This is a genomic window from Vibrio aquaticus, from assembly GCF_003970385.1.
In the GTDB taxonomy this organism is placed as follows: Bacteria; Pseudomonadota; Gammaproteobacteria; order Enterobacterales; family Vibrionaceae; genus Vibrio; species Vibrio aquaticus.
In genome coordinates this window covers 1,236,504-1,251,156 of record NZ_RXZH01000001.1, presented here as the reverse complement: position 1 = coordinate 1,251,156, position 14,653 = coordinate 1,236,504, and the positions used below count along the sequence as shown (strand labels likewise).

Below are 14,653 nucleotides of genomic sequence, written 5' to 3'. Positions count from 1 at the left end.
AATCTTGTATCGATTATTTCTTAAATTCTTGTTGCCACTGCTTGAATGTCGTCACTTGCGATTCAATCAGTTCACGTTTTTCGTTGCGGCCAAGGTACACTTTAAAGATGTTGTTGCCTGCTTCGCAGAAGAAACCAAAGTAATGACTTTCTCGGCCCATAAATGGCTTACTGACTAAAGCAATGTTCTTCACATTGTCTAACTTCAGGTGGCCATGCATCTCGCCCTCTCGGCCCATTAAGTTGTAGTAACCGCGAGCTTCTTTGCCCTTAGGAAAAGGCGCTTTCACCTCAAAGATTGAGCCAAAGGAATGAACGATGGTCGTGACAGGGCCAAAGCCCACCAAGCTCTCTAAGATTGCCTGCGCCTGCTCGCCATCAACCAACGCAACCATCTGTTCTGGCAGCGCAGCGACCACATCAAATTCAGAAACATTCAGCTTGTCTGCAATAGCAGCGGGAAGGAGTTTGGGTTCTTGCTCAAGAATCAGAGCAACTTGTTGTTGTAGTGCTTCCATGTTGTTTTCCAATTTACCGGCTGTCTTTTCAAAGTCTAATTTATAAATTCAAATAACTTAATCAATCGTTCAGCGCTCGCCCATTCTGGCTTCACACTAAAATCTCAAAAACTGGAAAGGATCATAAATTGACGATAATGATAATGCAATTGATAATTGATCTTATTTGTATTGTGAGCAATAATCCTACTCCGTTTCGTAATTGAGAATCACAAGAAAGAGGCCCTAGTGAACGTTAAGCGATACACTATAGCGGGTAGCATATCCTTGGCTGTCCATGCAGCGTTTCTGCTCGTCGCGCAAGAACCCAAAGCTTTCGCTATGCCTGCAGGTGCTCAATCCACCTCAGTGTCTATCAATTTTAAGGCTGCCACTTCGCCACAACCACCAGCAGTCGAAGAGCATGTGACTCATGCAGAGCCAACACCAGAGCCACCGAAACCTATCACGCCACCAGAGCCCAAAAAGTCGGTCGCAAAAAAACCGGCTCCAGTTAACAAATCAATCCCAGTTAAACAGAAGCCGGTTGAACAAAAAAAGATCGTAAAGACACCACCTAAAAAACCGCCCGTTCAGCAAGCTAACCCTAAGAAGACCGAAAAGCCTGTTCAAAAACCGGTTGAGAAAGTCGTCAAGAAAGAACCCGAGCCAGTCGCAGAAGAACCGCAACTTCAGCCAGCTAATCAAGGCGCATCGTCACAACCTGTAATGGTCAAAAGGCCGTCTTTCTTAACTCGCCCTAGCGCCCCTAAATACCCTCGTATGGCACGTAAACGTGGCGTCGAAGGGGTTGCGTTATATGAAGTTTGGCTCGATGAAGAGGGTGACCAGGTAAAACAAGTGCTCATCACATCCTCTGGTGCTACCGCGCTCGATAAATCGGCACTTGATGCCATTAAGCAATGGAAGTTTTCTCCTCATACCGTCGGTGGGCAAAAAATGGCTCACCGAGTGCAAATCCCAGTTCGTTTTAAGTTGGATCGATAATGGAACAATTACACCACATACAGCAGCAACTTGGCCTGATGGCTTGGCCTCTTATCATCTGTTCTGCACTCACCTTGATGATCATCGCGGAACGCCTGTTTCAGGTGTTACTTAGCCTTGGCGTAGGGAAAAAAGCCATACGTGCAGAACTTAAAACAATCAGTCCGACAAATAGCCAAGAAATTGAGCAGTTGGCTGAGCAGCTCTCTCCTCGCCGACCACTCTTATATAAAGGCGTCGCTATGGTTTTGGCCCATCACTCTTTTCCAAAGGTTTTACGTGAAGATGCGGCAGGCATGTGGCTACAAGAAAAACGCCACCAGCTTAATTCCGGATTAAGACTCTTAACTCTGATTGGCGTGATCAGCCCACTCATCGGCCTTTTGGGTACCGTACTGGGCCTAATTGAAATGTTTAAAGGTGTGGCAGCCTCAACAGGTAATATCACGCCTAATGATCTTGCTGATGGCCTTGGTATCGCCATGCGCACCACCGCTGCGGGCCTGTTGATTGCTCTCCCTGCCATTGCCGGTGCGCAGCTCCTTGGCTTGTGGGCCGATAAGGTGATGGCCAAGCTAGAGCATACCTTGAATTATGTGAATTTATGGCTCGAAGGAATCAGCCTTCAGCATGTGTCACCTGACTCAGCAGTTCACCCAAAGCAGACAATTGAGGCGACATCATGATCAAGGTGAAACAAGAGGAAAACCGCTTTGGTTTGACTCCCGATCTGACGCCGCTGCTCGATATTATCTTCATTGTGATGGTCTTCCTAATGTTAACCGCGGCAGTAAAACTAGACTCACTGGAAGTCGACTTACCCGCAGCGGATTCAAGTGCCGTCTCTGAAGTCGATACACAATCACTTACGGTTAATATTCTCGAATCGTCCCCGCATTGGGCCATTGACGGTCAGGAATACATCGACTGGGAAAACTTCACCTTAGCGTTATTAGAAGAACACCGCACCAAAGAGCGCCCTATCGTCATTGGCGCAGACAAAACCGCTGACGTTCAGCACCTAGTGAAACTGCTCGCTTTTCTCCAAGAAAACGGTATTCAAGCCACACAGCTTCTCACGGAAGAATCAAAATAATTAGAGTTACCTATGAATAACAAAACTTTGCTCAAGACTTTTACCGCCATCTCTCTTTCACTCTGTGCTGCAAGTGCTTTTGCTAGCGAGCGCATCATTAGCGCGGGCAGCGCTGTGACGGAACTTATCGTGGCACTCGATCAACAAGACAAGCTCGTCGCGGTCGATGTCACCAGTGAACTGCCCTCTGATAACGCTTTACCGAAAGTTGGCTACCACCGCAGACTATCAGCAGAAGGCTTATTGGCATTAGGGGCGGATACCCTGATTGGTTCTGATGAAATGGGACCACAAACCACACTTGATCAACTGCGCTCTGCGGGTGTCGATGTGGAAATCGTCAACACGAAATCTACCCCTGAAGGCCTGTTAGAACGTATCGATGAGATCGCTGAACTGACGGGTTCTCAGGAACAAGCTGCGATTCTAAAGCAGACTGTCTCAGCGCAAATTGCCCAACTAGAAAAAAATAAAACCGAGCAGAATGGAGCGAAGAAAGTGCTGTTCTTGTTGATCCATGAAGGACGCCCAGCGAATGTTGCCGGTGCAGACACAACACCCAATGCGATCATTGAACTTGCCGGAGGCGTAAACCCTGCCGCCTCTCAACTCACTTCATACAAGCCACTTTCCAACGAAGCGATCGTTGAAATGCAGCCAGACGTGATCTTAGTCAGCGGTCGCAGTTACGACAAACTTGGCGGTGCCGACGAAATTTTAAAACAGCTTCCACTGCTAGCCGCAACGCCGGCAGGTCAAAACAAACAGTTCATTCAAGTTAACGGTCATGCCCTTGTGGGTGGATTAGGTCTAAAAAGCTTGTCTGAAGCTGAACGCCTAAGCGAACTATTAAAGTAACGAGTGCCGAACATGCTTTTACGTCGAGTCTCTTTGCCGGTCATCATGACCGGTTTTGGCTGCGCTTTACTCGTCACAACCCTTAGCTCTGTGACGGTTGGTCCAATGGATATTGGATTTTGGCAAAGTATTCAAAGCCTAATTCTGCGCTCAGACCAATTGGCACCACACATCAATCTCGTCATTCATGAAATACGCTTCCCAAGAACGATATTGTGTATGCTGGTTGGGGCTATTCTGGCGATTTGCGGTACGGTCATGCAGGGGTTATTCCGTAACCCGCTTGCTGAGCCAGGCATTATTGGTGTCTCAGCGGGGGCGTCATTAGGTGCAGCCCTCGCCATTGTTTTGTTCGCTGAGATCAGCACTCAGTATCCTGAATTTATGAACTTTGCGGCAGTGCCTGTTTTTGCTTTTCTTGGCGGAGCACTGACCACTATTTTGGTGTATAAACTCGGCACGAGCAAAATCGGGACGTCTGTTACCATCATGCTATTAGCAGGTGTGGCAATTAGCGCGCTTTCTGGTGCAGGCATCGGCTTTATGAATTTTTTGGCCGATGATCAAATGCTACGAGATCTTTCTCTTTGGTCAATGGGTTCGCTTGCCGGTGCAAACTGGACCAGCATTCTACTGTGTGCCATCACTCTAGTTCTTCTGTTAGCGATCTTTATGCGTAAGGCGATGTCTCTGAATGCCTTACTGTTGGGTGAAGCCGAAGCCAATCATCTCGGGATCCCGGTCCAGCGCTTAAAACGTCAATTGATCTTGCTCACCGCAGTGGGCGTCGGTGTCACCGTCAGTGTCTCAGGCATGATTGGATTTATTGGCTTAGTGATTCCTCATTTAGGGCGAATGCTATCAGGCCCGGATCACCGTACTTTGCTGCCCATTTCCGCCTTGATGGGCGCACTACTGCTCACCTTCGCAGATATGTTCTCTCGTGTTGCTGTTGCGCCCGCAGAATTGCCGGTTGGTATCGTAACAGCGCTGATTGGTGCACCTTTCTTTATCTATTTACTGTTCAAGCAAAAAGGCAAGATTCTCTGATGAGTAATGTGGTTCTATCTGCCAAAAATGTGTCGATGTATTTTGGCAAGCGTTGTGTGCTTGATGATGTCAATGTTGATATTCGTGCTGGCGAAGTAACGACTCTACTTGGTCCAAATGGAGCAGGTAAAAGCACCCTACTAAAACTGTTGTGCGGTGAAATTCCGTCCAAATGCGACATTCGCTATTTCGATCGAGCTCGCCAAGATTGGCAAGCCACTGAGCTTGCTAAGCACTTAGGCATGTTGCCCCAGCACAGTACGTTGAGCTTTCCTTTTTTAGCGAAGGAGGTGGTTGAGCTTGGGGCGATTCCTCTCAATATCACCAATAAAGAGACCCAATCGCTGGCCGAAGAATGTATGAGGTTAACGGACGTCAGGCATCTGAGCGATCGCCTTTACCCATCTCTTTCCGGTGGAGAAAAGCAGCGGCTTCACTTAGCTCGTGTTCTTGTTCAGCTTGCTCATTCAGGTGACAAAAGAATATTGATGCTTGATGAACCCACCTCGGCTCTCGATCTTGCTCATCAGCACAATACCTTGAAGATCGCCCGTCAACTGGCCGATGAGAAGAATACCGCCGTGGTTGTCGTTCTGCACGATCTAAACCTCGCTGCGCAATATTCCGATCGTTTGATCGTTCTTCATAACGGCAAACTGGTGTGTGATGCTTCGCCCTATCAAGCGCTCACATCAGAAATGATTGAACACGTCTATGGCTATGCTTCAACGATTGGCGAGCATCCCTCTTTAGGCTTCCCTGTTGTCTATCCTGCAGTGTAAAGATTAACTGCTGACATTCTGAACGAGATACTGTAAAATCCGACCTCGCTTGGAGGTCGGTATGTTGTTCTTAAAAAAAATTGCTTGGGTTTTTGTACTTTACATTCTGTCTGTCTCGCACAGTTATGCAAACAACACCACACTCACAATATTCAATTGGGCCCATTATCTTTCTGATGATGTTGTTCACCAGTGGCAAAACGAAACTGGCGTACCCATTGAACAAGCTTTTTATGATGATGACGTAGAACGTGATCGCATCATTAATAGGCGTTCTCACCGCATTCTGGATATCGCCATCCTTGATGAAATCTCAAGCCACAATTTCCTAGAAAATGGTAAGGTTCTCGACCTAACCAAATACGATATCCCAAACCGAAAATACATCCCTGAACTTTGGCAAGATCAGTGTGGAGATGCAGGTATTCCCTACTTTTGGGGAACGCTTGGTTTGGTGTATCGAAAAGATCTGTTCCCGACACCACCTAACTCATGGTGGGAAATATTGAGTCCAAAACCTGAGCATAGAAAGCATATTATCTTTATGTCAGATTACACCGACATGTTTATGCCCTCCCTGTTTACCATGGGCGTCGCTCTCAGCTCAACGGACGCAAATCTGCTTAAGGCTGTCTATCATCAGTTAGAACAGCTTATCCCTGATGTACTCGCATTCGATTACGTGTTGAGTTACGCAGAAAGCAACCCTCATGATCTTAAGAATATTCACCTTGCTATGGCATATTCAGGTGATGAGGAAGTTTTAAACAGCCTAGACGCTGAGTACGAGTGGGGGTTTGTGACCCCAAGTGAGGGAACCATTGTTTGGGTAGATTGCTTAGCGGTTTTTTCACAGAGTCAGCATATTGATGACGCGATCAAGTTTATCGACTACCTCACTCGCCCAGAAATTTCTGCGCAAAACGCTCGCGATGTGGGGAACTCCACTGCCAATGACGAAGCACTGCGTATCAATCAAGTTCGCGAGGGCGGGAACGATATGTTAACAGTCACTGGGCAGCTACCTCACAATCCGCATTATTACAACGAGATTCGTAGAGTATCGATGACACTAAAGCATCGAATTGCGAGCTCAATTATTAAACAACATGAACAACATAATCATGAAAACAAGTAAATCACTGTCATTACTGGCAATCATCGCCAGTCTCCCATGCTTTAGTGTCGCACAAGACACTTTGCACCTGTACATGTGGGAAGACTCACTGGCTGACAAAGTGGTTGAACAATGGAATGAACAACAGACTTATCAACTCCAACAGTCTTTTTTCGACAACGATGATGAGAGGGATCAGTTGATGCTCGACGGTGAAAAGCTCCCGTTTGATATCATCACCTTTGATAATGTCTCAGCTCAATACTACGGAGAACAAGGTCAGCTTGTTGACGTCAGCGATTTGAGTAACCGCAACAATAACGGACAACGTTGGAATCAGGCATGTGGTGACTACGCGGTTCCCTATTTCTGGGGTATGTTGGGGCTCGCTTATCGCAAAAGCCAGTTTCCAACCCCACCGAACAGTTGGCGCGCAATCACTCAGCCTAAACCCAGCATTAAAGGCCATATTGGATTATTATCTGACACGGTAGAAACCCTCTTCCCAGCCCTACTCACTTTGGGCTTTGCGGGAAATACCAATTCTACCGGTGAACTTAAACTCGCTTATCAATATACGCTTTCCATGCTGAACGATATTCTGACGTTTGACTATGCGATCAGCTATGTACGAACCTCTGACACTCCCAAAGACCTCTATATTGCAATGGCGTACAGCGGCGATCAGTTCGCGCTCAATAATTTCTTTGACGAGGGAGATTGGGACTTCGCGATTCCGCAAGAGGGCAGCTCAATTTGGGTTGATTGCCTGGCGATCAATGCCCACTCAAGCAAGGTTAAACAAGCGAAGCAGTTTTTAAACTACATCATGGATGCTCAAGTTGCTGCGCTGAATGCGGAGTACATTCAAGTCGCCACACCGAACGAAAAAGCGCACGAGTATCTCTCTGCAGAATACTTAAATAACTCGACCCTGTTCCCTAGAAAAGGCACGTTGCAAAACAGCTATATTGATAGCCGATTAAGCGGGTCCAGCAATACGTTAAGAACCAAAATCATCAAGACCATTCTAAGCAAACATGAAACTCAGCACTAAAATACTACTGCTGATCTCGCCTGCGATCATGATCAGTACCGCGCTTTCAAGCTACATCATCTTTTCGATACAGAAAGATGCGCTTATCAAGCGTGAACACAGCTATTTGCAATTAAGAATGGAGAAACTAACGAGCCACTTTCAGCGCTCAGCTTCCTTCTTAAATAGTTTTTCTTATTCTTTGACCAAGAATCATGTCATCGAAGACTACTTCAATGACCATGACAACCCATACCGAGAATTAGAGTTGATCGACACGCTTCAAGAAAGCGTGAATGAGCTTCAGAACGGCAACTTAACCTTCGTCAATCTGTCTTTGTTTGATGGCCATCAAGATCTGCTTTATTACGCCGAGAGCAGCAATGACCCTTTCGCTGAAATGGACTCAGCCCTTATTGCAAACTTTAAGGCAACATTAGCCAACACGACGCGGTTTAGTCATTCTTATTTCACCTATAATTCATTTGGTGAAGGAATGCTGATGCGCTATGACATGCTAGACAAACGAACAGGTAAGAAGCCACTTAGGTTCGACCCAAACAATGTCTTCTTCGTCGTTGTCTCCGTTTCTTTGAACCCTTTTAATAACTTACGTAGGCAGATTGAGTTCGACACTCAAAGTAGCATTGTTTTCAGTAAGCAACCGCTGACGATAGAGTCTGAACGAGGCGCTTTCTCGGTTCAACTGACTGACAATCATTATGCGACCATCGATCCTGCCACCTTTCTAATTGAAAGCAAGATCAACGATGTCTGGCACCAAATTGCTTTCTCATTCTCCGTTGCTGGCTTGATTACTATCTCGGTCATTTTGATGATCTTATATCGTCACGTCATCTTCCCCATCACTAAGCTAGAGAAACAACTACGAGATGTTGAAAATAAAGAACGAGACAACATTGAAAAACTAGATTCTAGTGACGAAGTGGCCAGTTTATCTGTTCGTCTTTACGATATGTACGAAGAGCTCGACAATACCTATCAGAAAACCAAACAGCTTGCTGAACGTGATTCCCTTACAGACTTAGTCAATCGTCGACAGTTTCACGCGCAATCAAGCAATACCTTGAAGCACTTGCCACAAGATACGTCTGCTTGGGTGGTTTACATCGACCTAGACAATTTTAAGTTCGTCAATGACAAATATGGCCACCAAGAAGGCGATCAACTGTTAGTGGAGTTTGCCGACTATTTGAAGCTTACCTCTAGACCGAGCAGCAAGCATGAACAATCAAACACCATTGTTTCCAGGTTGTCGGGGGACGAGTTTGCTATGCTCATCACGGCGCCGAAGTCATTAGGGAATCTTGCACAACAACGCGTTGAGAAGCTCTTATCGCATACGGACCAAGATCAGTATGCGTTGTCAAATGGCTCTCCCGTGACGGTAAGTGTCGGGATCGCTAGCTACCCTGAGAATGGTCACGACATTAATAAACTGCTTTCTTGCGCTGACGCTGCCATGTATCAAGCCAAAAGCCAGGGTAAAAATCGCTATGCTTATTACTCAGAGCAGTTAAATCAACAAGTGTTGCGTAGAGCAAACATCGAACAGGCGCTCCGTGAAGCCTCATTGGATGAAGAAATGTCACTGCTTTTTCAACCTTATATTAATAGCGACAACAAGAAAGTCGTTGGTGTTGAGGCTCTGTTACGTTGGCACTCCCCTACTTTAGGGCCTGTTTGGCCAGATGAATTTATTCCCATTGCCGAGCATAGAGGGCTATTCGGTCATATCGACCGCTGCGTAATTAGAAAAGCCTTTGCTCACTACCGAAAACTGGAAGAGGCATTGGGTGAGGGCGTCAAACTCTCAATCAACCTTTCTTCAGCAGAACTCAATACGGATGAGTTAGCAGATTACATTGAAGAGTTTCGTGCGCTTTACTCACTGAGCCCTGAGGTAATCGAGTTTGAAATTACTGAGACATTTTCCAATGAAGACGCCGAATTTCCACTGCTGCACAAGCTGTCTGACTTAGGCTATTTGTTAGCCATTGACGACTTTGGTTCTGGTTTTACATCGCTAACTCAGTTGGTTCAGTATCCGGTACAAAAAATTAAATTTGACCGTTTGTTCTTAAACTCACTGATTGAAACGAACAGTAAACACGTACTTAAGCCGTTGATTGAATTGTGTCACTCGCAAAAGCAACTTGTGACGGCAGAAGGCATCGAAGATTTGGAAATGCAACAATGGTTAACAGGTTATCACTGTGACTTATTGCAAGGGTATTTTTACGCTAAGCCAATGCCACTCAAAGAACTAAAGCAATGGAATCAATCGTTTGGACAAGAGGCGGCCTAACAGTTAGACCGCGTCATTTCGTTTTACATTCGAAACGGTTCCAATTACAGCAAGCGGCGACGCAGACCTGTTCGCTCTAATACTCGAGTAGAAATTTCTTCAACAGAGAGCGATGAGGTATTGATGTAAGGGATCGCTTCTCTTCGGAACAATGCCTCAACCGTTTTAAGCTCGTGCAAGCACTGTTCATTGCTCGCATAATCGCTGCCTGCCAAGCGATTTTCTCGTATCTCTGTCAAACGTTCTGCATTGATCGTCAGTCCAAAAAGCTTATGACGATGGATCTCAAACTCAGGCAGTAGCTTCATGCGCTTTAAGTCATCATCAATAAACGGGTAGTTCACCACTCTTAAACCGAACTGCATCGCCATATAAAGGCTAGTTGGCGTTTTCCCGCTGCGTGACACGCCAAGCAATATGATGTCAGCCTCTTCCAGTCCTTTCAGGGTGATCCCATCATCGTGTGCCAAGGTGTATTCAATCGCAGCAATTCGGTCAAAATACTTGTCTGAATCACGCCCAACGCTGCGAGATCGCTGCAATTTGGGTTTTGGATCCATTTGAATGTCATCTTGAACTTTCTGAACAATACTTTCTAGCACGTCATAAGCATGGCTATTGGAGGCCAGTAACTTAGTACGCAATTCTTCAATAACGATGGAAAAAAACACCAACGGTTTCACGCCATTTCGTTGGTAGGAAGTATTAATTTCTTTGAGTAAGTCAGCTAATTTGTCTTCACTTTCAACAAAAGGAAAGGTTTTTTCATTTGCTTTAAAGGGGAATTGACCCAGAACAACATGCCCTAAGGTTTCACATGTTATCGCCGTTCCGTCAGAAACATAGAATACATCACGACTTTGACTATCAATTTGCATTTTATTTTAAACTTTAAAATTCTTTTGAGTAGGATAGTAGCCATAATATCGATAATAAAACCCGGTTGACTGTTACGTCCCCCACAGCTTTCAAAATTCCTCGTGAATTTTTTTAAGCCTCTACGTAATCGTTTGCCAACCCTACTTAGCTGCAATGTTTCTGGAGAAAGACATGCAAAAGAACACCCTCTGGTTCAACGGTTTATCTATGGATGATGTCGACAAGGTCGGCGGTAAGAACGCTTCTTTGGGCGAAATGGTTTCAAACCTGTCCAATGCTGGCGTTTCGGTTCCTAACGGTTTCGCGACTACATCCCATGCATTTAACCAATTTTTAGATTTCGAAGGTCTTGATGATCGCATTCATCAACTGCTTGATGAACTCGATGTTGATGATGTTGAAGCTCTGCGTAAGACAGGCGCAACCATCCGTCAATGGGTTCTCGAGGCGCCCTTCCCTGCGGATTTAGAGCAGGATATCCGTGACAACTACCAAGAATTAATTAATGACAACGATGAACTGTCTGTCGCAGTACGCTCATCAGCAACCGCTGAAGATTTGCCTGATGCATCATTTGCTGGCCAACAAGAAACCTTCCTTAACGTCAAAGGGATTGACGCGGTTCTAGAAGCAACAAAGCACGTCTATGCGTCGTTGTTTAACGACCGAGCGATCTCTTATCGCGTTCACCAAGGCTTTGACCACCGCGGTATTTCGCTGTCGGCGGGTATCCAGCGTATGGTTCGTTCAGATAAAGCGTCATCAGGCGTCATGTTTACCCTAGATACGGAATCGGGTTTTGACCAAGTGGTATTTATTACCTCATCTTGGGGCTTGGGCGAAATGGTCGTTCAGGGCGCTGTGAACCCTGATGAATTCTACGTTCATAAGCCAATGCTTGAAGCGGGCCAATACCCTATTGTTAAAAAAACCTTTGGCTCAAAACAGATCAAGATGATCTATTCGACCAATCAAGAGATCGGCAAGCAAGTGGATGTGATAGATACTTCTGCCCAAGAGCGTGACAACTTCTCTCTGAATGATGACGAAATCAAAGAACTTGCCAAGCAAGCCATGATCATCGAGAAGCACTACCAGCGTCCAATGGACATTGAGTGGGCGAAAGATGGTATTGATGGCAAGCTTTACATTGTTCAAGCCCGCCCAGAAACCGTCTGCTCTCAGAGCGAACAAAACGTCATTGAACGCTACGAACTCAACAACAAAGCCGACGTTTTAATTGAAGGTCGAGCGATTGGTCAACGCATCGGTTCTGGACCGGTACGCTTAGTGGATTCTTTAGACCAAATGTCCCTGGTTCAAGAAGGCGATGTACTCGTTACCGACATGACAGACCCAGATTGGGAACCTGTTATGAAAAAAGCCTCTGCAATTGTAACCAACCGTGGCGGTCGTACTTGCCACGCGGCGATTATCGCCCGTGAACTGGGTATTCCTGCGATTGTTGGCTGTGGTAATGCCACCAGCGCACTGGAAGATGGTGCAACGGTAACGGTTTCGTGCTCTGAAGGCGAAACAGGCTACGTTTACCAAGGTGAGCTGGAATTTGAAGTGAAACGCTCGGCGGTTGATGAACTGCCAATGCTGCCAACCAAAGTGATGATGAACGTCGGTAACCCAGATCGTGCGTTCGACTTTGCTCAAATCCCAAATGAAGGCGTTGGCCTTGCTCGCTTAGAGTTCATCATCAACAAAATGATTGGCATTCACCCGAAGGCGCTACTTAACTTCGATCAGCAAAGCGATGAGTTAAAAGCTGAAATTCAGCAGCGTATTCGCGGTTATAAAGATCCAATTGATTTCTACGTAAGCAAGCTGACCGAAGGCATTGCGACAATCGCAGCCGCATTCTGGCCTCAACGAGTGATTGTTCGTATGTCTGACTTTAAGTCCAATGAGTACAGCAACCTCGTCGGCGGTCAAGGTTACGAACCACACGAAGAAAACCCTATGCTTGGTTTCCGTGGTGCTTCTCGCTACATTTCACCTGTGTTTGAAGATTGCTTTGAGCTTGAAACTCAAGCAATCAAGCGTGTTCGTAACGAAATGGGGCTAAAGAACGTTGAAATTATGATCCCATTCGTTCGTACTCCAAGCGAAGCAGCGTCGGTGATTGATCTACTGGCTAAGTTTGACTTGCGCCGCGGCGATCAGGGCTTAAAAGTGATCATGATGTGTGAGCTACCTTCGAACGCGATTTTGGCTGAAGAGTTCCTGAAGTACTTCGATGGTTTCTCAATCGGTTCAAACGATATGACTCAGCTTACCCTTGGTCTTGACCGTGATTCAGGTGACGTTGCTCACCTGTTCGACGAGCGTAATCCGGCCGTTAAAGCCATGCTAAAAATGGCCATTGATGCGGCAACCAAAGCGGGTAAATATGTCGGTATCTGTGGTCAAGGTCCATCTGACCATGATGACTTCGCTCAGTGGCTAATGGAGCAAGGCATCAGCTCTGTATCTCTGAACCCTGATACGGTCATCGACACGTGGCTAAAACTGGGCAAAGTTTCTCAGTAACCATCCAATAAACTAAAAAGGCGACCAATTTGGTCGCCTTTTTTTAGACATTTGTCTTAGCCTTGCTTCGCCGAATCTTGATCAGCGCTCGCTATTTCCAATTCTTTTTGTCTTAGCATGGTATCAAACTCATCTCGACTCGCTTTAAATGCAGCCATCTCTTTTTTAGGCACTGAATTCGCCATTGGAATATTCGCTTTCATCGCGTTTACAGGGCGACCTCGGTCAATCAATTCATAGTGAATATGCGGCCCAGTAACACGGCCTGTTGCTCCTGATAAACCGATGCGCTGACCACGAGACACTTTCTGCCCTTTACGCACCAAAATCTTACTTAGGTGCAAATAGCGAGTTTTGTATCGACTGCCATGCTGAATCACCACGTAGTTACCCGCATAAGGGTGTTTACGCGTCATAATCACAACGCCATCACCGGTTGACACAATCGAAGTTCCCGTTGGTGTCGCCCAATCAGTCCCGTTATGCGGAGACACGCGTCCGGTCACAGGGTGTTTACGATTCGGGTTAAAGTTAGAACTTAGACGATAACCACCATTAACTGGTTTGCGCTGAAAAGCTCGCTGCAGGCTGTCGCCATTCGCATCGTAATATTGACCATCACTATGCAAATAGGCGGTTAATACTCGATCACGGTTGAAGATTTTCACCGCATGTATTTCACGATTGCCTGTTAATTTATGATCAACAAACTGACGCGATTGCACCACTTCAAAGCGGTCACCGGCACGTAAGTCTCGAGAGAAATTAATCTTATCTTTGAGTAAAGAGACCACTTGCTCGATCTCACTTTTACCTAAACCAAGCGCATTCACGGATTGCGAGAAACTGCCATTAATAATTCCTACTAATGGAAATGAGCGCCATTCACCCGGAATTTTAATGTCAGAAAATTCATAACTGCCATCATCGACTCTAGTGTAGACAGCACGTTCAACCAAGCTGAACTCTAATTCCATTTTCGCCAGATGGTTGGTTTCTTCATCTCGCCAGAATCGAAGAGTATTACCCGGCTTTAAGGTATCTAATGCGAGAAAGTTGAGATCGGTTTCCATAATGCTCATCAACTCACTGTAGCCAAAACCGAGTTGATTGAAGATATTGCTTAGATTATCACCAGATTGAATAACGTATTCATAGTTAGGGCGATCTTCAATGGCAACTTGCTCAGATAAGATGTCGTGAACAATCTTCGATTCAGGGAGAGAGAGATCAATGGTGCGATGGTAACGGCCATGCTCTGGGGTTGTAGATAATGCAAGCGCAGCAAACACTGGAAGCGACAAGAGCATCATCTTTTTTGGCCTAGACAGCTCTCGGAAACGAGACTTCAAACTTCTAGATTGCACAATTTGACCTATAACATCGAAAAAACAGAGGGCATAAGAGTACAAATTTGTCTATTGCTTGTCACCTTAAGATTGTCAGAATTTACCCAAAATA

13 protein-coding genes are annotated in these 14,653 nt (G+C 45.8%); 10 read left to right on the top strand and 3 right to left on the bottom strand.

The features are described from left to right. Positions 1 to 13: 13 nt before the first annotated feature. Positions 14 to 517: a heme utilization cystosolic carrier protein HutX gene (gene hutX, locus EJ063_RS05350; RefSeq protein WP_167469872.1), complete on the bottom strand. Its 504-nt coding sequence runs from the start codon at positions 515 to 517 to the stop codon at positions 14 to 16. Between the two features lie 228 nt (positions 518 to 745). Here hutX and EJ063_RS05345 point away from each other — a divergent pair, with 228 nt between their 5' ends. The 9 genes from EJ063_RS05345 (at position 746) to EJ063_RS05305 (ending at position 9,772) form a co-directional block, all read left to right on the top strand. Next, positions 746 to 1,504: an energy transducer TonB gene (locus EJ063_RS05345; protein WP_126572958.1), complete on the top strand. Its 759-nt coding sequence runs from the start codon at positions 746 to 748 to the stop codon at positions 1,502 to 1,504. Further along, on the top strand, positions 1,504 to 2,190 hold the full coding sequence (locus EJ063_RS05340) for a MotA/TolQ/ExbB proton channel family protein (protein WP_126572957.1): 687 nt from the start codon (positions 1,504 to 1,506) through the stop codon (positions 2,188 to 2,190). The genes EJ063_RS05345 and EJ063_RS05340 overlap by 1 nt, the downstream gene beginning before the upstream one ends. Next, on the top strand, positions 2,187 to 2,600 hold the full coding sequence (locus EJ063_RS05335) for an ExbD/TolR family protein (RefSeq protein WP_126572956.1): 414 nt from the start codon (positions 2,187 to 2,189) through the stop codon (positions 2,598 to 2,600). The genes EJ063_RS05340 and EJ063_RS05335 overlap by 4 nt, the downstream gene beginning before the upstream one ends. Before the next feature lie 12 nt (positions 2,601 to 2,612). Beyond that, positions 2,613 to 3,458: a heme/hemin ABC transporter substrate-binding protein gene (locus EJ063_RS05330; RefSeq protein ID WP_126572955.1), complete on the top strand. Its 846-nt coding sequence runs from the start codon at positions 2,613 to 2,615 to the stop codon at positions 3,456 to 3,458. Positions 3,459 to 3,470: 12 nt separating this feature from the next. Beyond that, a complete protein-coding gene (locus tag EJ063_RS05325; protein WP_126572954.1) occupies positions 3,471 to 4,508 on the top strand; it encodes a FecCD family ABC transporter permease in 1,038 nt (345 codons plus the stop codon). Continuing rightward, positions 4,508 to 5,290, top strand: coding sequence for a heme ABC transporter ATP-binding protein (locus EJ063_RS05320; RefSeq protein ID WP_126572953.1), 783 nt, complete (start codon positions 4,508 to 4,510; stop codon positions 5,288 to 5,290). The genes EJ063_RS05325 and EJ063_RS05320 overlap by 1 nt, the downstream gene beginning before the upstream one ends. Before the next feature lie 61 nt (positions 5,291 to 5,351). Continuing rightward, complete coding sequence (locus tag EJ063_RS05315) at positions 5,352 to 6,428, top strand: polyamine ABC transporter substrate-binding protein (RefSeq protein ID WP_126572952.1); 1,077 nt, start codon at positions 5,352 to 5,354, stop codon at positions 6,426 to 6,428. Next, positions 6,415 to 7,464, top strand: a complete 1,050-nt coding sequence (locus tag EJ063_RS05310) for a polyamine ABC transporter substrate-binding protein (protein ID WP_158675989.1) — start codon at positions 6,415 to 6,417, stop codon at positions 7,462 to 7,464. Before EJ063_RS05315 ends, EJ063_RS05310 begins: the two co-directional genes overlap by 14 nt. Continuing rightward, positions 7,448 to 9,772, top strand: a complete 2,325-nt coding sequence (locus tag EJ063_RS05305) for a putative bifunctional diguanylate cyclase/phosphodiesterase (RefSeq protein WP_126572950.1) — start codon at positions 7,448 to 7,450, stop codon at positions 9,770 to 9,772. Before EJ063_RS05310 ends, EJ063_RS05305 begins: the two co-directional genes overlap by 17 nt. A gap of 44 nt (positions 9,773 to 9,816) precedes the next feature. On the opposite strand, the gene ppsR is transcribed toward EJ063_RS05305, so the two are convergent. Continuing rightward, a complete protein-coding gene (gene ppsR, locus EJ063_RS05300; RefSeq protein ID WP_126572949.1) occupies positions 9,817 to 10,650 on the bottom strand; it encodes a posphoenolpyruvate synthetase regulatory kinase/phosphorylase PpsR in 834 nt (277 codons plus the stop codon). Positions 10,651 to 10,804: 154 nt separating this feature from the next. Between ppsR and ppsA the strand changes: the two genes are divergently transcribed. Next, on the top strand, positions 10,805 to 13,192 hold the full coding sequence (gene ppsA, locus EJ063_RS05295; protein ID WP_126572948.1) for a phosphoenolpyruvate synthase: 2,388 nt from the start codon (positions 10,805 to 10,807) through the stop codon (positions 13,190 to 13,192). Between the two features lie 56 nt (positions 13,193 to 13,248). Here the strand turns inward: ppsA and shyA are convergent, their stop codons facing one another. Continuing rightward, complete coding sequence (gene shyA, locus EJ063_RS05290) at positions 13,249 to 14,559, bottom strand: peptidoglycan DD-endopeptidase ShyA (RefSeq protein WP_500691440.1); 1,311 nt, start codon at positions 14,557 to 14,559, stop codon at positions 13,249 to 13,251. Positions 14,560 to 14,653: the final 94 nt, after the last annotated feature.